Below are 20,806 nucleotides of genomic sequence, written 5' to 3' on the forward strand. Positions count from 1 at the left end.
ACAACTAAGCTCAACAACCCCAGAAGGGGTCCGCCCCAGTTCGGCACAAAGGGGTCCGTTCTACTTCGGCGTCAACAACGATCGGCTATCCGATCGTTGACCGCGCCGCGGTGGGCCGCAGTAGCCTCGATACTCACGAGGGGGTGCGTGTGCGAGCACGAGGGTTGGTCGTCTACTTCATCGCGGCCTGCTTGCTCCGCGGTGCCGACGCGGCCGCAATCATCGGTGTGGTCCTCGCCGCCCGTCCGGCCGGTGCTGGCGATGCCACCGGCCTTCTCGCCGCCTGCATCACTCTGCCCCACCTCGCGGGGCCAGTCGCCGCGCAGCTCCTCGACCGCGCCAGGTCCAAGAAGCTCGTCCTCGCCGGTGCGGGACTCATCTACGGGCTCGCCCTCGCAGGCGCGATCCTCCTGCTCCCCATCACGCTCACGGGAGCCGCCGGCGGACTCCTGATCGCGGGCTTGGCCGGACCTCTCCTCACCGGTGGTCTCAGTAGTCAGCTCGCGGCGATAGTCGGTATCGACGAACTCGCACGACGACGTGCACAGGGGATGGACGCCTTCACCTACGGTGTCTCCGCCACGGCGGGCCCCGCCGTTATCGCCATCGTGGCCACCGCCAGCGCCTCCACCGCTGCGGTCCTCACCGCTGCCTGCGCGGCAGTCGCCGGAGGGTTCGTCGTGCTGGCCCTTCCCCGAGCGGCCCAGCAGCCCACCAACGGCGAAGCACCAGCTCCCGTAGGACTGCGCGCTGCGCTCGGGATGCTCCTGCAACTACCGGGACTGCGACGGACCACGATCGCCACCGCCCTGACGGCAGTCCCCCTCGGCGCTGTCCCACTCCTCGCCGTCGGCACAGTCGACTCCCTCGACGCGTCCACCGCCTCGTCAGCTGTGCTCACGTCCGCCTACGGTGCGGGAAACCTCGCAGTCTCTTTGCTGCTGATCGTCCTTCCGCTCCGCGGGCAGGCGGACCGGCTCATCCGCTGGGGCGTCGTCACCGTCGCAGTCGGGTTCGTTCTCGGGCTGGCGATCTTTTCCATCCCCGTCGGTGCTGCTGCGTTCGCGCTGCTCGGCGTTGCGACGGGAGTCCTGTTCACTGCGAGCCTGGCAGCTCGGGCGGCGTTCTCCCCACCCGGCGCGGAAGCGCAGATCTTCGTCAGTATGGCCGGTATCAAGGTCGCGTTCTCCGCGGTCGGCACCGCTCTCGCAGGCACCCTTCTCGGCTTCGGCGGGCGCACGATGTTCGCGATCGCTGCCGCCCTTACCCTCGCGACGCTCGCCTACCACCTCCTCGACCGCCGGGCGCAAGCGTCTCAATAGGCGATGGCGGTTTCAAGGGGTCGTTGCAACGGGTGGTTGTTTCGGGTCCGACAGTAGTTGTTCGAATGCTTCTGCCGGGGTGCGGTAGCCGAGCGTTTTGCGGGGTCGTTCGTTGAGTTCCGTGGCGACGTCGAGGAGTCGTTCCGGGCTGTGGACGCTGAGGTCGGTGGACTTCGGGAAGTACTGCCGGAGCAGGCCGTTGGTGTTCTCGTTCGAGCCGCGCTGCCAGGGCTTGTGCGGGTCGCAGAAGTAGATCGCGAGGTCCGTGGCGAGAGTGCTGTCCTTGTGCCGGGCAAGCTCGGTGCCCTGATCCCACGTCAACGACCGACGGAGATGCTCGGGCAGGGTCTGGATGGTGGGGATCATCGCGTCACGGACGGCGTCGGCGCTGTGCCCGTTGGGCAGGTGCAGCAGCATCACGTAGCGGGTTGTGCGTTCGACGAGGGTGCCGATCGCGCTGCGGGCGTTGATCCCGACGATCAAATCGCCTTCCCAGTGGCCGGGAACGGCCCGGTCGTCAGCTTCGGCGGGGCGTTCGCTGATCAGGATCATGTCGCGGATCTTCGACCACGACGCGCGTCTGGGTTCGCCGCGGTGTCGGCGGATGGCGCGGCCGGTGCGGAGGTGTGTGTGCAGGTCAGCGCGCAGGTGCCCACGGCCCTGAACGAACAGGGACTGGTAGATCGTCTCGTGCGACACGTGCATCTCCGGCCGGTTCGGGAATGTCCTAGCCAGGTCATCACGGATCTGCTCCGGGGACCAGTTCCGCACCAACCGCAGCTCGACCTGCAGAGCGAGCTCCAGCCGGTCGAGTTTCCGCGGTTTCGGGCGTCGCGCACGAGCCCGGCATTGCTTCTCAGCCGAGTACGGCCGGTAGGTTCCGCCAGCCGCTGCGTTCCTGGTGAGCTCGCGGCTGATCGTCGACGGCGACCGACCGAGTGCTTTGGCGATCGCGCGCACGCCCTCACCGTCCTGGCGTAGGTCTGCGATCTGGAGCCGCTCTTCTTGGCTGAGGTACCTGTCGGAGCGGGGCGTGTGGGCGAACGGGTTCCGTCCGCCGGCTGCTTTGACCCATCGATATCCCTGACGTCGGTCCACGCCGACAGCATCACAGGCCGCCGTGCGTCCGAGGCCCTGTCTCAATAGCTCCCAGAACCGCGCCTCTCGAGCGCGGTGTTCCAGCCTGGATCCCATCTGCAGCACTCCGATTCACGGTGGTGTTGCAACGACCGGCTGAACCCAAGGATCCCCTACCGGTCCGCCTGCACCGCCCGATTGAGGCGCGGCGTGGGGAAGTCGAGCTGACGAGCCGTGGCAAGTGCGTCTGCGATTACCGCGGTGGGCTCGGCTGCGTTCGGGTCGGCGTGCGCTGCGAGGCTCACCCGCGCGATCGGGACGAGCGCGGTGGCCACTGCCGAAGCGGTGGCAGCCAACCGAGGGAGCCGAGCGGGCAGCGTCACGCCGCGGTGGCGTCGGAGGTCCACCCCTCGCGCTCGGAGGACGGGCAGCAACTCGCGGCTCGTGCGGAACGCCTCGTGCAGTGCGGCCCGGTCCCCGATCATGTTCGCCAGCCCACCGCTCCGCAGGGCCTGGGAGAACATCCCGACGTCCATCGCGAAGTGCAGCCAGAGCCAACCACGCATGTCGCGCTGTTCCTTCACGACGAACCCGGCCTGTGTGAAGACCGTCCGCACGACGCGGTCCCGCCGGTCAGCCGACGTCCCCGTGGCACCGAGGACGACCGAGCGGAAGACAGCACCGTGCAGGACGCCGTCGCTGCCAAAACCGCCACCAGCACCAGGGAACCCGAACCGAACCTGGTCTGCCGGGAGCGGAGCAACCGCGGAAAAGGGTTCGTCCCACACGTTGCCAAAGATCAGCACGGTGGCATCACCGACGTGCGGGGCAACGGACGCAACAGCTTCGCGCAGACGGTGGTGCCCGACGCTCACCACGATGAGATCGAACCCCTGGCCCGGGTCCGAAACGTCGCGCAGTTCGGTGTTGAACGTGGAGAACGACCGTCGTCCCAACGCCGATCGCCGCCCGTCGACGAGGTCGATCTGCACTTCGTCGCCGTACTCCGCGATCCGGCTCGGCCGGACAGCGAACACAACGTCGTACCCTGCGTTCGCGAACGCCTGTCCGTAGACCGTCGCGATGACACCACGGCCAAACATCAGTACCCGCACCGCGCACCTCCTGCTAAAGTGGAGGCTGTCTCCGATTCATACAATACGGAGACCGTCTCCACCTGTCAATGGGAGCACACATGGCTGAACCAAAGCCGTTGCGAGCTGACGCACGCCGCAACCGGGCTGCCATCATCGCGGCAGCCCGATCAGTGTTCGATCAGGGCGAGTCACTCCGCTTCGACGACTTCGCAGCACGCGCAGGTGTGGGGGTCGGAACGCTGTACCGACACTTCCCCACTCGCGCAGCGCTGGCCGCGGCGGTGTACAAGAACGAGGTCACCGCGCTCTGCGACCAGGCGAGCGACTCCACACAGCCGCCCGGTATGCGTCTCGAGATGTTCCTCCACGCATTCGTGGACTACGTCGTCGAACACGCAGCGCTCGCGCGCGCCCTCGCCGCCGACGTCGACTCGTCAGCGCAAGCCGAAGGCGGGAGCCAACTGGAACGCACGCTCACGGACTTGATCGCCGGCGCCGCCGCCGAAGGAGCCATCCGCTGTGACGTCACTCCCGGAGCTGTCCTCATCGCGCTCCACGGAATCGGGTCTGCGATCGACCGCCCGCAGTGGGCAACGGAATCACGGATTGTCGTCGGGCTCATCGTGCGGGGCCTGGGCTTCCACGCGCAGGTCGACCGGACGGGAGAAGTCGTTGACCCAGGGACGGGCACGGTTGCCAACTGACGCGGAACACGCCGCCGCCGACGTCGAGCAGTTTGCACCTTCTTCGCGCCCTGAACCAGACGCAGCAGCGTCTCAGTAGCCGATCGGCTACCGCACACCTCACACCCGATTCGCGACCCGCGCAGATCCGGCGATTTAGGTGTCTCAACTGTGAGCAGCTTCGTTCGGTGTCGTCGTTCTCGCACCGCTCCGTGTCGTGATCACGTCTCGATGACGGATCGGCCGACAACTCATTCGTCGGCCGCCCAGTCGGGCGGTGCTGAGAGACGCACTGCGCCTATGCGAACCCGCTGTGGCGGGACCCCGAGCATCAGGGCCGCGCAGTCCTGTGCCATTGGTCGGATCTCGCTTCGCCGATATGCCTGCGTCACTGAGTCGACGGTGGGGATAACGATGACCCAGAACTTGCCCTCGCGGTGCACATCAACGTGGATCAGAGTGGCCACGAAAACTCCAAGCGGTACTCCGCCGTCGCGAAGAGACCGACCCTAGCGACCTAGCTTCCGGCCCGCTACTCGTGGATGATCTCCAGACGAACGATCTCGGGCACGAGAGGCGCCGCGAGGACTGGCCGCCGGAGGTGCGCGTGCAAGCACTCGAAGTACCCCCGCAACATCCAGTCCCGATGCCAACGCGCCTGTTCGAGGCTGATCGGTCGGTTGGGAACGGTCCCCCGCGAACGGTCCACGCTTTGCGTCACCACCAGGTAGCCGTGGTGGCCAGGCGGTCCGTCATAACGGCGCAGCGCTCGGTATCTGGGGGGCAGGTCGGAGTACTCGATGCGGTTGTGCCAGTTCGCGGGATCGGGCCACTTGATGACGGCGACGATTAGGGAGTGGGGGCGGTCGGCCCGGACGACTTCGGCTGCATCCGCGGCCTCGTCCGCGGATCTCACTTCGTAGTCGATCAGGCCGCCATCACGAAACCCCACCATCCAGTCACCCACGGTTCAGAACTTTAAGGCGCATCTGCCGTCTCGATAGTGGCTCCTGTGGACGTGTTGCGATTCGGTGTCGATGATCGTCCGAGCGGAGGAACCGCCCAGATCGGTGGTTGTGTGTCGCCATGACTAATTCAGGGGTGGGCCGAGTTGCTGGCTGGATCGCGGTCGCGGTCGCTGCAGTGCTCGTGGTCGTGTTCTTCGCGTTCGTCCTGCAGGGCAGCTCATGCAACGATGCAGCATCCGGTACCGACAGCACCTGCAGCGCGACCGGGCCCGCGGTCGGCACTGCCGGGGTCTGGGTGATTTCGGTACTCGGAGCCGCCGTCATCGCAATCGCGATCTGGCGCGCAATCGTCGCCGCACGGACGACAGCGGCCGGGGACACCGAATCGGTATCACCGGCCGCCGAAGTGCGTCGCTAGCCGGCCGCTTCCTCGAGGGTGACCTGCTCGGGCAGCGTGTCGCCGCCCTCATCGCCCTCGGGAACCTTCGTGAACGTGGACACGTCGGACGCCGACGCCGATCGCTTCGCAGCGGTCTGCGTCGCCTCCTCGTACAGGCCAGCCTCACCACCGGTGACGTAATACTGGCTGGCGAGATCGCCGTCAAGCCCGGAGGCCGTGAGATACAGCAGGTAGGTCCCGCCGTCCTCGAGGAACGCCGCGGGCCCCGGGTTCGCGGTGCTGCCGAGCTGCCGGACGACGATGTCGCTACCGGCATCCACCCCGTCGGCATCCTTCGGAGCATCGGCGACATGCAGAGTCGAGAGAGTGAAGTCTCCGGATCCCTCGATGTCCTGCGCGACGTGCTGTTCCGTGACCGTGCCGGACACTACGAGGGTGCTGGCGTCCGACAGGTCCGCGGTGGATGAGTAGAACTCGACCCGTGACCCGTGGCTGCTGCTCGATGCGCAGCCGGCGAGAGCCGCGATCGACGCTGCAGCGAGGACGAGACCGGCGCCGCTGCGGATGATGTGCTTGTTCATGTGCGCGGTCCCTTTCAGTAGATGGAGTTCAGGCCGGCGACTTCGTCGGCGGTGAGATTACGAATGCCTGCGCCGTACGCGGCGGATGCGCTCTTGTACATGACGTGCTTCACGCCGGAGACGTGGTCAAGGCCGAGTCCGTGCCCGAGCTCGTGCAACCACACGACCTTGAGCTGCGCGACCGGCTTCCCCGCGAGGTAGTGCGTGTTCAGGAACGAGTGGGCACTGGTCGTGCGTGAACCGATGTGGATCTGGTCGGTGTGGCCCTCGTAGCCTGTCGCGCCTTCGTTAGTCTGCGCAGCGGTGAACGCGGGTCCACCAGTGTTGGTAAGGCTCAGGTTCACGTCCGTTGCGGAGATGTTCGTCGCCGCCTGCCCGATCGCCGTCCGATAGTTCCCCGACGTCGTGGCGACGTAGATCCGGAGGTTCCCGTTGGCCCAGTGGTAGCCGAGCTTCGCATACGCCTGCGCAGCCGTCGGAATCGCGACCATCGCGCCCACCGCGAGCACCGCGGTCCCCAGCATTACGTAGCGTCGTGTTCGTCCCGCCTGCACACGTGCAGCGAAACGAGCAGTGAACTTGTTCATGTCACCCCAAAGATCCGAACGAACGGGGCGCTCAGGAGCCCCCGCGCCAGCGTGACCCCTCCCCCGTGAGTGATCTTCGAATTGATCCCCCAACGTCATCGAAGCACGATGGCGCCGGTGTACCAAGCACCGTTACCAACTCGACACAGGAAACCCATAAGTGGATACCGGTTTCCCTGCCTCCCCGCGCCAGCTTCTACCGCCCGGTAACCGATCCCTCCCCGGACGTCCGCGAGCATCCATACGCGTCGCACGCTCGAACGTCTCATTGACCACGACACTGGCCTCGGCGAGGTCCTCCTGGTGCCGCTCGACGTCCTCGAGCTGCTAGTAACACTCGCCATCCGGCGAGCGGCTCCGCCGCCGGTGGACCAAATGCCGTAGCGGCGGGAAACGGCGACGCCTCGGGATTGATGGGAGCACTTGGACAGGTCGATCCGGCGCGGAGGTAAACCCCGTGCTCAACCTCTCGATCATCGACGAGCTCGCGATCTTCAGGCGGATCCTCCAGGCGACTGGGATGGTGGCGATGCACGTGCATCTCCGAGATCCGTCTGCCGATCCCGCCGAGCGCTGCGCGAGCGTCGAAGGCGACCGAACCACCGCGATGCCTATCTCGACGCCCCCGGCTCGACGACGCCGCTCCCCCGCGTAGCAGCGAGCGATCCGAGCAGCAGCAGATTGTCCGCAGACGCTGTGCCGGGGAGAGCGTGGTACACAATGAGCTGCTGCCCGGGCGAGCTCCTCACGTCGAACGCGGTGTACTCCAGGAGCAGGTCCCCCACCTCGGGATGCCGAAACGCTTTTGCCTCGTGCGTCTTGCCCCGAACGTCGTGCCTGTTCCACACGAGACGGAACTCCGCGCTAGCCGCGTGGATCTCGGCGACGAGGGCTTGCACCCGGTCTTGGCCGTCGGCGTGACCGAGGGCAAGCCGGAGGTTGGCGACGCACGTCTCGGTCGCTCGGGTCCAGTCGGAAAAGAAGTCCCGACCGCTCGGGTCGAGGAAGGTCATCCGGGCGATGTTGTCCGCCCGCGCGAACCCGGAGTAGAGCGCGGTAGCCAGCTCGTTGCGGGCAAGGATGTCGAGCTGACGGTCGACGATGAACGCCGGCGTGTGCGACCACGCAGACAACAGATCCTGAAGGGACGCGTCCACCGTGCCACGGACCGCGCTGCGCGGCGCGGGCGCCAGATCCGCCAGACGGAACACATGAGCGCGGAGGTCATCGTCCAGCACGAGGGCACCCGAGACGGCATTGAGGACGGAGCCGGAGGGGTTCCGCTCCCGTCCCTGCTCCAGACGCGTGTAGTAGTCGATGCTGACGCCCGCGAGCATCGCCACCTCCTCGCGGCGCAGACCCGAGACGCGTCGGCCGCCCTGCACGGTGAGCCCCACATCCCCGGGTTGCACGTGGCCGCGTCGTGCTTTGAGGAACGTACCGAGCTCGGTTGTGGTCATCGCCCCAACGTACGTCCCGCCCGTCGCGGGTTCCAGGGTGTACCGCACCCCGGCACGCCGCGGCCTGGTCCTGCCCACGCCACCACGCGATGGTGGAGCGCATCGGCGCATCCGCGCCGGGCCACCCACCTGGAGGATCCGCATGAACTCTCCCTTCACCCCGGAGCTCCTGCAGCTCATCACCGACAACAAAAATGCCGCCGGCAGGCCGCTCCTGTTCGGCAACGCCAACATCGTGACGACCGATCCACTCATCGGAAACGTCGACCGCGGCGACGTCCTGCTGGGCGGATCCCGCATCGTTGGCATTGGCCCCGGCCTCATGACTGCAGCCGACGACGACGGCGCCATCGCGATTGACTGCGCCGGTCTCACCCTCGTCCCCGCAATCATTGACACCCCCCGCATCCTCGCGCTCCGCCCGAAGGCGCACCGCCCCGCGGGCGCCATCGCGCCCGGCAACCCCGCGACCTTCGCGCTCGTGCCGACGAAGGACGGTGAGACCGGCGACGACGTCCTGCGACGCCTCCTCGACACTCCCGAAGACGCACTCGTCGTCTTCGCTGATGGTGCAGTCCTCCGTTGGGCAGGCGCCGCGGTGCCCGCAGCGGATGTTGGATCCAACATTGGCGCCTCGGAACCATCCGACGGTCACCCGCTCCTGGGGACGTGGATCGACGAGAACGACTTCGTCCGCCAACACCTCACCGGCGACGGCCGCTACGACGAGACCCGCGGAGGCCGCCCGCACGCCTACCAGGGCGACTTCTGGATCACCGGCAACCGGATCGACTACCGCGACGACCTCGGCTTCTGGGCCTTCGGCGAGTTCGCCGACGGCAACCTTCACCACGCCGGATACACCTTCCATCGCGCCTAACCCGCACTCGCACTCGCACTCACACGAAAGAAGTCCATGACCTCCACCCCCACCTCCCTCGCCGACTTCACGGACGCCCGCGCCGCCGGCCGCCCCATCCTCCTCACCGGCGGCGCCGTCGTGACGATGGACCCCGACATCCCCGACCTTGACACCGGCGACGTCCTCATCGCAGGTCCCCGCGTCGTCGCCGTGGGCGCTGACCTCCGCACGCACCCGATGCACGCCGCCGCAGCGGCGTCCGCCCTCATCGTCGACACCCGGGGGTCTATCGTCAGCCCTGGATTCGTCGACACCCACCGGCACGCGTGGGAGGCCCAGCTCCGGCGCAGCATCCCCGACGTCACGGACCTCGGTGAGTACGTCATGTCGACCCTCGCCAGCATCGCTCCGAGCTACACGCCGCAGGACATGCACGTGGGCACGCGCCTCGCCGCGCTCACCGCACTGGACTCGGGGATCACCACGATGCTGGACTTCTCCCACAACTCCCGGAGCCGTGCGCACTCAGACGCGGCCATCACCGCGCTGGTCGACACCGGGATCCGCGGCGTGCACGCGTCGATGGGCCCGCACTTCGGCGACTGGGACCACCAGTGGCCGGCCGACGTCGAACGGCTCATGACGTCGTTCCACGGCGCGAACGGCGGGCTCGTGACCCTCCGTCTGGCCGCGCTCTCGACCGCGGAGATCGCGGGTCCCGCCATCGCATACAGACCAGAGCTCGCGGCGCTCGCCCGCGACCTCGACATCTGGACGAGTATCGATGCCGTCTTCGGCATCCCCTCGTCCGAGGCGATCCTCCGGTGGGCGCAGCAGGGAATCCTCGACCCGACGCTCACCCTCATCCACTCCACCGGGCTCACCGACGACGCCTGGCGCGCCATGGGCGACGCCGGCGTCAGCGTATCGCTCGCGCCCACGTCGGACGCGCAGATCGGTTTGGAGACCGCGATCCCCGCGATCGATGAGGCGCTAGCCGTCGACGTCCGCCCCGGTCTCAGCATCGACGTCGAGGTCGCGCTCGCCAGCGACATGTTCACCCAGATGCGCGCCCTGCACACCATCCAGCGCATGCGCGCCACCAACGCCGCCTACGGGACCGACGAGACGCGCACCCGGATCAGCACCCGGGACGTGCTCGACCTGGCGACCCTGCAGGGCGCGCGAGCCAACGCCCTCGGCGACGTCACCGGATCCCTCACCCCCGGCAAGGACGCCGACCTGCTCATCGTCCGCGCGAACGACATCAACAACATGCCACTGAACGACGCCGTGGGCACCCTCGTCCTCGGCACCGACGCCCGGAACATTGACACCGTGCTCGTCGCCGGCACCGCTCGGAAGTGGGGCGGCACCCTCGTCGGGGAGGACATCGACGCTCTCCGCGACGAGGTCATCCGATCCCGCGACGACATCATCCGACGCGTGGCGACGGCCTGATGAGCACCCTCACATCCGACCACCCGTACGTCGGGCTCTGGGTCACCGCCGACGGCCGCATCCGGCAACGCCTGCTCCCTGACGGTCGCTACGTCGAGGCGCGCGACGACCGCGAGGCCGCATACACCGGTGCGTACCGCGTCGAGGGATCGACGATCCTGTACCGAGACGACACGGGCTTCTCCGCGGACGGCGAGTTCCGCGACGACGTGCTCTTCCACGCGGGGATGGTGATGCACCGCCACGCGGCATAACGCGGCCGCGGGAGGCGGACCGGGCTCAGGCTCGGTCCGCCTCCCCCACGTCGTATTCGGCATGGCTTCGCCGATGGATTCGGAGTTGGTGCGACGTCTCCTCGAGCTGGTCGCTCGCCTCGCGCTCCTCGTGATGGCGTCCCGCACGCTCATCATGACCGCTATCCCTTGATACCCATCGAGGCCCTGATCTGGGTCGCCATCCACGGGTACACCATCATCTTCCTGGCCATGCTCACGCTAAATGTCGGGCTCATAGTCCACGACCGGTCATCGCAGATCCATTAGCGAATACACGTCATCAACGAAAGCTGGTGACGGCCCGCTGGCCTTCCCACATACGACCCCGTTTAGGCAGGTCGGGCTCGTAGCCGCACGCGTGACCCTGAGCGCGTCCGATAGAGGATGGTCAACCGGACGAACTTGGAGCGGGCTCTGACAGTGCGGGCCGGCCGGAAGCAGCGCGTGAACGTCGTGGGAGCAGGACGAAGGCCAGCAGCGCGGTGAGCGCGTAGGTGCCGGCTTGGACTTCAAGCAGAGGCAGTGTGCCGAGCGGCTCCTGCAGGAGCCCCGCGGCCGTTATCCCGATCGCCTGGCCGATCGCCTGTCCGAGGCCGAGTGCGGCGAAGGCGCTTCCCCGGTGCGCGCCGCGCGTGGCCTGTTGCAGGAGGCTGGTCAGCCCCGCTCCCATGAAGACCGCCGGCACCCCGATCGTGGCGAACAGCAGCGCGTAGAGCGGCACGGCGTGGGTGACGAACGACGCGTTCCAGCAGAGCACGGTGATGACCGTGAACGTGCTCGCACCGATGAGCGTGAGCCGTAAGGCGTTGATCTTGGCCCCGAGGACGCCGAGGGCGAGCCCGGCGCCGATCGCTCCGATCGCCTGCACGCCGCGGAGTAGCCCGACGTCGGCTTCGTTCCCGCGTATCACGTCGGTGACGAAGAAGACGAACAGGACGAGGAAGAGTCCCTGTGCGACTGACGCGACGGTGTTCACCAGGACGAGGTGCAGCGTCGGCCGGTCGTTGAGGGCGTGGAGGACGCCGCTGGGCTTCGGCACGCTTGGGTTCGTGCTGGGAGGCCCGCCCGGGTTGGTTCTGCGGGGCAGGCTGAGGACGAGGGCAGCCGCGACGACGTAGGAGGCCACGTCCATGAGAGCGATGGCGCTCAACGAGCCGACCGCGAGGAGTACACCGCCGAGCGGGCCGCCGACGATCCGGCCGAAGTCGTTGTTCAGCCCGACGAGCGCGTTCGCCGAGTTCGCGCGCTCGAGTCCGACGAGTGTTGGCAGGAGCGCGTTCTTCGCCGGCAGGAAGAAGGCGCCGAACGATGCTTGAGCCACGATGACCCCGTAGACGACCGGCAGGTCCGACGCCGCGTGCACCAGGAGCAACGGCAGCAGCGTCAGCGCCTGCCCGACCATCGCCACGACCATCACCAGCCGGTGCGACAGCCGGTCGGTGACCCGTGCGATGACCGGAGCGAGCAGCACCGGCGGGGCGAGCTCGAGGAGGAAGGCGAACGACGTGCCGACTGCGGAACCGGTGAGCTGGAGGACGACCAGCGGCAGAGCGATGAACATCAACCAGTCGCCGGTGTCCGACACGAGCCCGGCGAGCCAGAGCCGCCGGAACGCGGGTACAGCCATCGCTGAGCCCCTCAGCCCGGGACGGGTGGTCGTCGTCATCACCGGCCCGGTCCGAACCCGAACCGCGGGAACGCACTGAGCGACAGGTGCACGTGTTCGGCGTCGGCGGGCGCGTCCGTCCGGGTCGCCTGGATGTACGGCCGGACGACCGCGTCGAGCTGTTCGACGACCTCGGCGAGCTCGACCGGCGAGAGGGCGAGGCCGTAGGAGGCGTGCAGGTCCGCCGCCCGCCACTCCGGCGATACGACGTCGCGGCCGCGGAGGTACTCGCGGAGCAGGTGGTGGTCGAGCTCGACCGAAGCAGCCAGCATCCTGTCGACGCCAGCCAGGTCGGCCGGGTCGACGTCGTCGGTGGTGAACCCGGTGATGGTCGTGCGCCACGGCCGGGAGCGACCATCGCCCGAGGGATCCGGCTCGACCAACCCGTGGGAAGCCAGCACCCGGAGGTGGTAGCTGCAGTTCGACGGAGTGTCCCCGACCGCGCGGGCGCACTGTGAAGCCGTCGCTGGACCCGAAGAGGCGAGGTATCCGAGGACGTCGAGACGCACCGGGTGGGACAACGCATCGAGGACCCCCGGGTCAGAGAGGTTCGGACGATTCTCCTGCACGACGACTCCCTCGATCCGAAACGGTCTTTCAGATCTTACGGCGTCGAGGAACGATCTGCAAATGACTTTCAGGTCGACGGACACTTGACTGCTCAGCTGTGAGCAGCCTCGCTCTGTGTCGTCGTTTTCGCTGCGATCGGTGTCGGGTCAGGTGGTGCCGATGACGAGGGTGCTGCGGGCGGCCTCGACGACGTCGTTGGTGATGACGTCGAGCTCGTTGATCTTCAGGACGCGTTGGATCTGAGGGAGGAGGCGCTCAAGGAGCCGGAAGTTGCCGCGGGTGATGCGTTCGACGGCGGCGATGGCTTGCGCGTCGGTGAAGTCGTCGGGGTCGAGCGTCTTGCCGAGCTTGCGCCATTGACGTTCGAGGACGAAGAGCAGCTCGTCGTGGCCGAGCGGACGGTACTGGTGGGCGAAACCGAGGCGGCTGTAGAGCTGCGGGTAGTGGCTGAACTGCTTCTCGATGCCGGGCATGCCGATGAGGATCATCGCTATGCCGGTGCGGTCGTACTGGTCGCGGAGCCACTCGATCGCGTTGCCGGTGAGGCGTTCGGACTCGTCGATGATGATCAGCTCGAGCAGGGACGGGTTGGGGCCGTGTGCGTGGTCGAAGTGGCGACCCTGGAGCAGGAGGTGTTCCTCGATGCAGCGTTCGGTGCGGAGCATGTCGTGCCGGAGGTCGTCCTGCAGGGCGCGCATCGTGGCGGAGACCTCGGGCGTGTAGAAGACGGTGCGGGCTCGGTGGGCGGCGGCGTAGATCTTCGTGTCGTCTTCGCTGCGTGCGGCCCATCTGGCGATGAACGGGCCGATGCTGTCCCAGTGGGCGTAGCGGCGTGCGGAGAGGGTCTTGCCGACGCCAGCGGGGCCGAAGCAGACGCCGATGGTGTTCTGCTTCCGGACGGCGTCGGCGAACTCCGCGAACCGACGGTGTTCCTTCGTGATGATGAACTGGCTCGTCATGACCGGTCCTCCTCGTAGGTCATCAGTCGCGGTTGATCCGGTGCCGGTGCGGGTGCTGGTGGGGTGTGATCATCGGGTGTGGGGCGGACGATCGCGATGCGTTCGCGGATCTGCCCGCGCAGGGCTCTTCGTTGCGCGTTCCGGGCGGCCTGGATCTGCTTGAGACTGATGGTCTCGGTCTGATGCGCGGTACTGATCGCGGTGCACAGGAACGCGTCGCGGTGAAAGACACGGATCTCGGTGACGTCGCGGGGGTCGTACCGGACGCTGACGGTGCTGCCCACGAAGGGTGCGAGAGTGGTTGCGGTGTAGCGGAGCCCTTCGAAGTGGATGCCGTCTCGTTGCACGACACGCGTGGTCGGGACGGTGAGCAGGAACCCGTCGAGCTGCTCGAGGGAGTCCGGCATTCGTGGCAGCCACCCGTCTGCGATCCACGCTTCCAGTGGGCTCTTCCGGAGCTCGCGGTGGATGCGGGCGTTGTAGCGGCGGATGAACGTGTTGATGGCACTGTCGACACCGGCGAGATCCAGCGCCGGCGTCGGCGCCGGCGCCGAGGATCCGGGTGCGAGGTGGCCGGGGAGCGTTGGGAGCAGCTCGGTGTTGATGGTGCCGAAGAACCGCTCGATCTTCCCGCGGCCCTGGGGGCGAGCGACCTGCGAGTGGATGATGCGGAGGTGCAGCACGGCGGCGGTGTCGCCGATTCGGTGGCTGGTGAAGTCGGACCCGTGGTCTGTGTAGAGCACGTCTGGGATCCCGCAGACAGGCCAGTCCGGTTCCGGCTTGTGCCAGATCGCTTGCCGGAGCGCGAGCGCGGTGTTCGCGGCGGATGGGGCGCCGAGGAACACCATGTACCCGCAGACCGCGCGGGAGTAGTCGTCGAGGATCACCGTCAACCACGGCCGTTCGGGCTTGCCGTCGGGTCCGACGATGAGCAGATCGAGCATCGTGTGGTCCGCCTGCCAGATCGCGTTGGGGCGATCCGCACGACGTCGGAGCAGCAGTTCGTGCTTGTCCCGATATGACGCGGGCCCCTCAAGCGCGAGCGTCACCATCCCGGGATCAAGCCCGTTCACGATCGACCGCACAACGGAGTACGACGGCGCTGAGAGACCTCGTTTGGTGCAGTAATTGTCGACCTGGCGGTGAATCGTGGCGATCGAAGGTCGTGGCTTGGTGAGTGCGAGCCCCTCAATCAGGCGCACCAGTTCCGGTGCCGTCCGTCGGGCGCCGTGATCGGTGCGGGTGCCGTCGGCGAGAGCCGGGTATCCGCCGGTTCGGTAGCGGGCCAACCAGCGTTGCAGGGTGCGCTCAGCGACGCCCGTGGTGCGGGCCAGGGTGGCGAGCGGGATGGCGTCCTCGACGTGCAGTCGAAGGATGCCCCACCGCTCGCTCGCGTCCATAGCCAGCTACATCGTTGGGGAAGGCTTGGTTCGTCGCGCCGCGACGGGCTCGGCGTGCTTCGCGAGTGCACGGTAGATGGTGGTGCGGCTAACGCCGAGCACGTCGCCGATCTGCGCGACGGTCATGTCCTGCTGTTCGTAGAGCCGGCGTGCGGTGCGCACCTGGTCCGCGGAGAGCCGAGATGGTCGGCCGCCGGTGCGGCCGCGGGCTCGAGCGGCGGCGAGGCCGGCGTTGGTGCGTTCCTTGATGAGGTCCCGTTCGAACTCCGCCAACGCGGCGAAGACGTGGAACACGAGCCGGCCGCCGGGCGAGGTGGTGTCGATGGTCTCCTGCAGGGACCGGAACCCGATGCCGCGCTCGGCGAGAGCGTGCAGCTGATCGATGAGGTGCCGGATGGACCGGCCGAGCCGGTCGAGTCGCCAGACGACGAGAGTGTCGCCGGGGCGGAGCTGGTCGAGGAGCTTGTCGAGCTCGGGCCGGTGTTGGAGCGACCCGGACATGGTGTCGACGAACACGCGGTAGCAGCCAGCGGCGTTGAGCGCGTCGATCTGCAGCGACGCGTCCTGGTCTGTGGTGGACACGCGCGCATACCCGAGAAGGTGACCCATGAAGAGAACGTAGCGAAACTCGACCAGGAGGGGTAGTGGCGGCACGTAGATTCTGGGACTGGGTTCCGCTACAAGACACGGCGCCTCGCACCCGGACTGAGCGCCGGTACGGATAGTTGTAGCGGAATCGTTCGTATTTGTTACGTCTGCCGCGCTCGCGCGGCGAGCCGGAGTGCTTGCACGGAACGGAGGTGTTGTTCCGATCGGTGGCGGCCGTTGGCGGGAGACGGATGTGGTGCTGCGATGACCGGAAGGAGTCGGGGGTGCTCGTCCAGGGTGAAGTGTCGCATGACGCCGTCGAGGGCAACGGCCCCGTACGTGACGATCGCAGTGAGAGCGGGGAGGGCCGCGAGCAGTGTGGCGAGGGCATGCCGCCCCTCGTCGATGTCCTCGAGTCGCACGCGGTCGGGCAGTTCCCATGGGACAAGGTTCCAGCGGACGTACTCGCCGCGTGCGAGTCCGGACTCGATACGGGCTGCTCGGAACGCGGCCGCGGTCGGGCCCGGGTTGTCCTCGCTGCAGATCGCTGCGTGCGCTGCGGCGATGGTCTGGGGGCCAGGCGACTGCATCAGGACCAGGACACGGCTGAATCTGCCGCCGGATCGTGGGTCGAAGCTCGGGACGAACCGTCGGCTGCCGTCGGGCGCGGTCCGCCACGTCTCCGCGAGACCGTTCAGCGATCGAACGTCAGCGAGTTCCTCGGGGGTACTCATGCCGGCTGTGGCGGTGCCAGCAGGGTGCCACGGATGACGGATCCGTGAAAGGTGCGAAGGGCAACGGTGATCCATGCGGCGACGAGGCCGGCGTAGTAGATGACGGCGAGGACGGCAACGACGGTCAGGCCTGAGTGCAGGGCGAGCCCGTTCAGGCCGGTGACGCAGGTCCCGACGGGGAACGTGAAGGACCACCAAGTCAGGCTGAACGGCAAGTGTTCGCGGGCAGTGCGGATGGTGATCGCGAGGGCGATGACGGTCCACAGCAGCGCGAAGCCGAGCATCGCGAACCCGTACACCAGCGCCACGACCAGCAGGGCATGCGCGGTACTCGCATCGACAACGGTGGGGGCGTTCGATGCGAGGAGGTTCACCGCGGTGATCGACTGTCCGACCGGCCCGAGGACGATCCACAGAGTCGGGACCATGCCGGCGGCCCCGACCTTGTGCTGCGCGAGACGGTTCCAGATCAGCGTGATCACGACCAGCGACGTGATGAGGCTGAGGCCGAAGAAGCCGTAGCAGGACCACAGCAGCGTCTCCCGCGCCTGCCCGGCGGGGGCGTACGGCAGCAGGAGCGCACCGGTGGAGGCGGACACCATCGGCGGGACGATCGGCATCAGCCAGCCGCCGAACGCGGAGTCGGGCTTGTTCTCGTGGCGGGTGAACGCCAGGTACGGCACGAGCACTGCCGTGAGCAGTCCTCCGATGGTGCCGATGGTCCACAGGACCCAGTCGATGGTGACGGCGGCGGGCAGGCCGACCCAGTCCTTGCCGAGCAGGAGTGTCCCGGCGCCGACGGTGAGGAACGCCATCGGTGGTGCGCCGTAGAAGTGCGAGATCACCGGGTTGAGCTGGTGCCCGGCTGCAGTGCTCCGGTAGCGGATCCAGTGCAGCACCGTCGCGGTCGTGAGGGCGACGAGGAGCACCGCGGCGATCGCCCACACGACCGTCGCCGCGAGGCGCAGCCCGGGGAACTGCAGCGGCAGTGACGCAGCTGCGACAGCGACGATCCCCGTGCCCATGATCGACGCGAACCAGTTCGGTGTGAGATTCGACACGATCAGGCCTGGCCGCTCCAGGTCACGGAACAACGCCGTCTGCGGCCGTTGGGGCAGCTGGCTACCGTTCGCGGGTGCAGGGTCCGTGCGGAGCGTTGTCATGGGCCAAGCCTGCGCGAATCCTGCCTCTGGCGGTACCCGGAACCTCTTGGCAGGGCACAATCAATGATTGTGGCACTACGGCGACTCACGGACCGAACCCTCGACCTCGACACACTCGACGTGCTCGCACGCGTCGCCGAGACCGGCTCCCTCTCCGCTGCCGCTGGAGCGCTCGGCGTCACGCAACAGGCAGTGTCTGCTCGGATCCGGGTCGCCGAGCGCATGGTCGGTCACTTGTTGGTGCACCGCTCGACCACGGGGTCGGTGCTGACCGAGACCGGCAGGCTCGTCGTCGGGCTGGCCGGACCGGTCCTCGACGCGTCTCGCCACCTCGAAGCAGGAGTGGCTGCGCTGCGGACTCCCACGGGTTCGCTCGTCGTCGCAGCGTCACAGACGATCGCGGAGCTGCTGCTGCCGGGCTGGCTGCTCGAATTCCGCCGCCGCGAACCCGACGTGCGGGTGCGCCTGATCGCGGGCAACTCCGCCGCGGTGACGGACCTCGTGCAGTCGGGTGGCGCGAACCTCGGGTTCACGGAGACCCCGGTGACGGCGGCAGGTGTGTCCGCGCAGGTGATCGCGGACGATGAGCTCGCGGTCGTCGTTGCGCCGGAACATCCCTGGGCTCGGTCGACCGGGATCACTGCGGAGGTCCTGGCGGCGACGGCTCTGCTCCTGCGGGAAGAAGGTTCCGGAACTCGCGCGACCCTCGCCGCATGGCTCAGGGAGGCCGGTTTGAGCATGTCGGTTCCGGCCGCGGTGCTGGAGACCACGAGCATCATCCGGGCGAACGCGCAGGCTGGAATTGCACCGGCGGTGATGAGCCTTCGCACGGTCGCCGCCGACATCAACGACGGGTCGCTGGTGCGGGTCCCGCTCGCTGGGCCGCCACTTGCCCGGCCGTTGCGGGCGATCTGGTCGGGAGAGCCTCAGCCAGCTGGTTCTGCTTTCCTGCGCGTCGCCCACGAGGTGACCGGTCGGGGTCAGCGCAGCCCGTAGGGCAGCTCCGGATTGTTCTCCGCGATCTCGGTGAGCCGGTTGTACTTGGCGACGCGTTCTCCGCGGGCGGGTGCGCCGGACTTGATCTGTCCGGTTCCGGTGCCGACGACGAGGTCCGCGATGAACGTGTCGGTGGTCTCGCCGGACCGGTGCGACACCATGCTCCGCATCCCGAGCGAGCGTGCGACGCCGATCGCGTCGAGGGTCTGGGAGACGGTGCCGATCTGGTTCGGCTTGATGAGCGCCGCGTTCGAGAGCCCGTCCTTCCCACCGTCGCGGATGCGCTGCGGATCGGTGACGTAGAGATCATCGCCGACGATCTGGAGCATGTCGCCGAGCGCGAACGACATCGCCTTCCAGCCGCCGTGGTCATCTTCGGAGAAGCCGTCTTCGATGCTCCGGATCGGATACCGGCTGATGAGGTCGCGGTAGTAGTCGACCATGCCTGCGCGGTCGAGCCGGCGGTCCACGACCCGGTAGCTACCGTCACCGAGCGCGAACTCGTTCGCCGCCGGGTCGAGTGCGATCGCGACGGTGTCCACGCCGGGCTCGTAACCGGCGGCACTGATCGCGGCGACGAGGAGGTCGAGGGCCTCCTCGGGCGCGGCGATCGACGGGGCGAAGCCGCCTTCGTCCCCGAGACCGAGACTGCCGAACCGTTCCCGGACCAGTGCCGCCAGCGCGTGGTAGACGTCCGATCCGATCCGAACCGCGTCGGTCATGGTCTCGGCGTTCACCGGGGCGATCATGAACTCCTGGAAGTCGAGCGCGTTCGCTGCGTGCGCTCCGCCGTTGAGCACGTTGAAGTGCGGGACGGGCAGGCGGGGCGTGCTGCCGGTGACGTCTGCGATCCAACGCCAGAGCGGCAGCTCCGCTGCGGCGGCGAGAGCGCGTGCCATCGCGATCGAGGTCGCGACGACACTGTTCGCGCCGAGCCGGCGGTGGTTCGGGGTGCCGTCGAGGGCAGCGAGGGCGGCGTCGGCCTGCCCGATCGAGGTCCACGACTGGCCGGTGATCATCGGTGCGACGTCCGTCGTGATGAGGTGCAGTGCCTGGCTCACGTCGCGGCCGCCGTAGCTGCTGCCGCCGTCGCGAAGCTCGACAGCCTCATGCGCGCCAGTGGATGCGCCTGCGGGGGCGTCACCGGTGACGACGGTGCCGTCCTCGAGCTCGAGACGCACCTGGATCGTCGGGTAGCCGCGGGAGTCGAGGATCCGGGAGCCGTGCAGGCTGCTGATGGTGACGGGGCGGCTGGTGTGGGTCACGTACTCGCCCTGATGGTGGGTGGTGTGGTGGACGTTGCTGATGTAGTCGTTCACGGCGGTTGTCGCCTTTCGGGTTGGTCGTGCGGGTGTGGGCCGCGGGGAGGCGGAGGGACGACCTCCTGGCGATCACTGGGCGCCAGTTGCCTCCCCACGGCGGTTCAGGGCGCGCACTGGATGGTGTCGGGTGCGCGGGTGCCGGTCAGGGGTGCGGGGTGAACCGTTCCTGTGCGGCGCGGATGATGGCTTCGGCGTCGACACGGTTCGCCCACCCGTTGGTGGTGACGTGCTTGCCGTGCTCGATCTCCTTGTAGTGGGCGAAGAAGTGCTCGATCTCCGCCAGGACCGGCTCGGCGACGTCGGAGATGTCCTGGACGTGGTCGAAGCGGACGTCTCCGGCGGGGACGGTGAGGATCTTGTCATCGCCGCCGTTCTCGTCGACCATGCGGAGCATCCCGACCGGGCGGACGTCGATGACGACGCCGGGGAACGTGGGCCGGGGCAGCAGCACGAGCGCGTCGAGGGGGTCGCCGTCATCGCCGAGAGTGTCGTCGATCGAGCCGTAGTCCTGCGGGAACACCATGCTGGTGAACACCACCCGGTCCAGGCGGATCCGTCCGGTGGCGTGGTCGACCTCGTACTTGTTGCCGCTGCCGCGGGGGATCTCGATCGTGATGTCGAAGTGCATGAGCTGT

General features: G+C 67.7%; 21 protein-coding genes. 6 read left to right on the forward strand and 15 right to left on the reverse strand.

Annotated features, from left to right (window positions below; all coding sequences use genetic code 11):
• Nucleotides 1-149: 149 nt before the first annotated feature.
• Nucleotides 150-1,322 carry a hypothetical protein gene (locus ITJ69_RS18975; RefSeq protein ID WP_194673667.1) on the forward strand — a complete coding sequence of 391 codons (1,173 nt, stop codon included), beginning with the start codon at nucleotides 150-152 and terminating at the stop codon, nucleotides 1,320-1,322.
• Nucleotides 1,323-1,334: 12 nt separating this feature from the next.
• On the opposite strand, the gene ITJ69_RS18980 is transcribed toward ITJ69_RS18975, so the two are convergent.
• Both ITJ69_RS18980 and ITJ69_RS18985 read right to left on the reverse strand, forming a co-directional pair.
• On the reverse strand, nucleotides 1,335-2,516 hold the full coding sequence (locus tag ITJ69_RS18980) for an IS30 family transposase (protein ID WP_194673687.1): 1,182 nt from the start codon (nucleotides 2,514-2,516) through the stop codon (nucleotides 1,335-1,337).
• Nucleotides 2,517-2,572: 56 nt separating this feature from the next.
• Nucleotides 2,573-3,514, reverse strand: coding sequence for a ketopantoate reductase family protein (locus ITJ69_RS18985; protein WP_194673668.1), 942 nt, complete (start codon nucleotides 3,512-3,514; stop codon nucleotides 2,573-2,575).
• An 80-nt stretch (nucleotides 3,515-3,594) separates the two neighbouring features.
• Between ITJ69_RS18985 and ITJ69_RS18990 the strand changes: the two genes are divergently transcribed.
• Nucleotides 3,595-4,200, forward strand: a complete 606-nt coding sequence (locus ITJ69_RS18990) for a TetR/AcrR family transcriptional regulator (RefSeq protein WP_194673669.1) — start codon at nucleotides 3,595-3,597, stop codon at nucleotides 4,198-4,200.
• Nucleotides 4,201-4,711: 511 nt separating this feature from the next.
• On the opposite strand, the gene ITJ69_RS18995 is transcribed toward ITJ69_RS18990, so the two are convergent.
• The 4 genes from ITJ69_RS18995 to ITJ69_RS19010 form a co-directional block, all read right to left on the reverse strand.
• Nucleotides 4,712-5,146, reverse strand: a complete 435-nt coding sequence (locus tag ITJ69_RS18995; RefSeq protein WP_194673670.1) for a hypothetical protein — start codon at nucleotides 5,144-5,146, stop codon at nucleotides 4,712-4,714.
• A 415-nt stretch (nucleotides 5,147-5,561) separates the two neighbouring features.
• A complete protein-coding gene (locus tag ITJ69_RS19000; protein WP_194673671.1) occupies nucleotides 5,562-6,128 on the reverse strand; it encodes a hypothetical protein in 567 nt (188 codons plus the stop codon).
• A gap of 14 nt (nucleotides 6,129-6,142) precedes the next feature.
• Nucleotides 6,143-6,715 (reverse strand): matrixin family metalloprotease, encoded by a 573-nt coding sequence (locus tag ITJ69_RS19005; protein WP_194673672.1) that lies wholly within the window; start codon nucleotides 6,713-6,715, stop codon nucleotides 6,143-6,145.
• A 611-nt stretch (nucleotides 6,716-7,326) separates the two neighbouring features.
• The gene (locus ITJ69_RS19010) at nucleotides 7,327-8,175 is read right to left on the reverse strand and encodes a helix-turn-helix domain-containing protein (RefSeq protein WP_194673673.1); all 849 of its coding nucleotides are present in this window, start codon (nucleotides 8,173-8,175) and stop codon (nucleotides 7,327-7,329) included.
• 142 nt (nucleotides 8,176-8,317) lie between these two features.
• On the opposite strand from ITJ69_RS19010, the gene ITJ69_RS19015 reads away from it, so the two are divergent.
• From ITJ69_RS19015 to ITJ69_RS19025, 3 genes are read left to right on the forward strand one after another with little or no spacing between them, the layout of a single operon-like run.
• Complete coding sequence (locus ITJ69_RS19015) at nucleotides 8,318-9,055, forward strand: Atu4866 domain-containing protein (protein ID WP_194673674.1); 738 nt, start codon at nucleotides 8,318-8,320, stop codon at nucleotides 9,053-9,055.
• Nucleotides 9,056-9,091: 36 nt separating this feature from the next.
• Nucleotides 9,092-10,498, forward strand: coding sequence for an amidohydrolase family protein (locus ITJ69_RS19020; RefSeq protein WP_194673675.1), 1,407 nt, complete (start codon nucleotides 9,092-9,094; stop codon nucleotides 10,496-10,498).
• Nucleotides 10,498-10,752, forward strand: coding sequence for an Atu4866 domain-containing protein (locus tag ITJ69_RS19025; protein WP_194673676.1), 255 nt, complete (start codon nucleotides 10,498-10,500; stop codon nucleotides 10,750-10,752). Before ITJ69_RS19020 ends, ITJ69_RS19025 begins: the two co-directional genes overlap by 1 nt.
• Nucleotides 10,753-11,161: 409 nt before the next feature.
• Here ITJ69_RS19025 and ITJ69_RS19030 read toward each other — a convergent pair whose 3' ends face one another.
• From ITJ69_RS19030 to ITJ69_RS19060, 7 genes are all read right to left on the reverse strand, one after another.
• Nucleotides 11,162-12,400 carry an MFS transporter gene (locus ITJ69_RS19030; RefSeq protein WP_194673677.1) on the reverse strand — a complete coding sequence of 413 codons (1,239 nt, stop codon included), beginning with the start codon at nucleotides 12,398-12,400 and terminating at the stop codon, nucleotides 11,162-11,164.
• 38 nt (nucleotides 12,401-12,438) lie between these two features.
• Entirely contained in the window at nucleotides 12,439-13,092 is a 654-nt protein-coding gene (locus tag ITJ69_RS19035) for a helix-turn-helix domain-containing protein (RefSeq protein ID WP_323743153.1), read from the reverse strand.
• A gap of 63 nt (nucleotides 13,093-13,155) precedes the next feature.
• Entirely contained in the window at nucleotides 13,156-13,968 is an 813-nt protein-coding gene (locus tag ITJ69_RS19040; protein WP_055960810.1) for an AAA family ATPase, read from the reverse strand.
• The gene (locus tag ITJ69_RS19045) at nucleotides 13,965-15,368 is read right to left on the reverse strand and encodes a Mu transposase C-terminal domain-containing protein (RefSeq protein WP_071301383.1); all 1,404 of its coding nucleotides are present in this window, start codon (nucleotides 15,366-15,368) and stop codon (nucleotides 13,965-13,967) included. Before ITJ69_RS19045 ends, ITJ69_RS19040 begins: the two co-directional genes overlap by 4 nt.
• 6 nt (nucleotides 15,369-15,374) lie before the next feature.
• Nucleotides 15,375-15,977 carry a recombinase family protein gene (locus ITJ69_RS19050; RefSeq protein ID WP_055960814.1) on the reverse strand — a complete coding sequence of 201 codons (603 nt, stop codon included), beginning with the start codon at nucleotides 15,975-15,977 and terminating at the stop codon, nucleotides 15,375-15,377.
• A 140-nt stretch (nucleotides 15,978-16,117) separates the two neighbouring features.
• Nucleotides 16,118-16,546, reverse strand: coding sequence for a uracil-DNA glycosylase (locus tag ITJ69_RS19055; protein ID WP_228506156.1), 429 nt, complete (start codon nucleotides 16,544-16,546; stop codon nucleotides 16,118-16,120).
• Between the two features lie 140 nt (nucleotides 16,547-16,686).
• Nucleotides 16,687-17,853, reverse strand: a complete 1,167-nt coding sequence (locus ITJ69_RS19060; RefSeq protein WP_060915499.1) for a TDT family transporter — start codon at nucleotides 17,851-17,853, stop codon at nucleotides 16,687-16,689.
• Between the two features lie 63 nt (nucleotides 17,854-17,916).
• Here ITJ69_RS19060 and ITJ69_RS19065 point away from each other — a divergent pair, with 63 nt between their 5' ends.
• Nucleotides 17,917-18,849, forward strand: coding sequence for a LysR family transcriptional regulator (locus tag ITJ69_RS19065; RefSeq protein ID WP_208385475.1), 933 nt, complete (start codon nucleotides 17,917-17,919; stop codon nucleotides 18,847-18,849).
• On the opposite strand, the gene eno is transcribed toward ITJ69_RS19065, so the two are convergent.
• Nucleotides 18,834-20,168, reverse strand: a complete 1,335-nt coding sequence (gene eno, locus ITJ69_RS19070; protein WP_083393829.1) for a phosphopyruvate hydratase — start codon at nucleotides 20,166-20,168, stop codon at nucleotides 18,834-18,836. The genes ITJ69_RS19065 and eno overlap by 16 nt on opposite strands.
• A 145-nt stretch (nucleotides 20,169-20,313) precedes the next feature.
• Nucleotides 20,314-20,799: an inorganic diphosphatase gene (locus ITJ69_RS19075; protein WP_194673688.1), complete on the reverse strand. Its 486-nt coding sequence runs from the start codon at nucleotides 20,797-20,799 to the stop codon at nucleotides 20,314-20,316.
• Nucleotides 20,800-20,806: the final 7 nt, after the last annotated feature.

It is taken from the genome of Curtobacterium sp. VKM Ac-2887 (genome assembly GCF_015350935.1).
In the GTDB taxonomy this organism is placed as follows: Bacteria; Actinomycetota; Actinomycetes; order Actinomycetales; family Microbacteriaceae; genus Curtobacterium.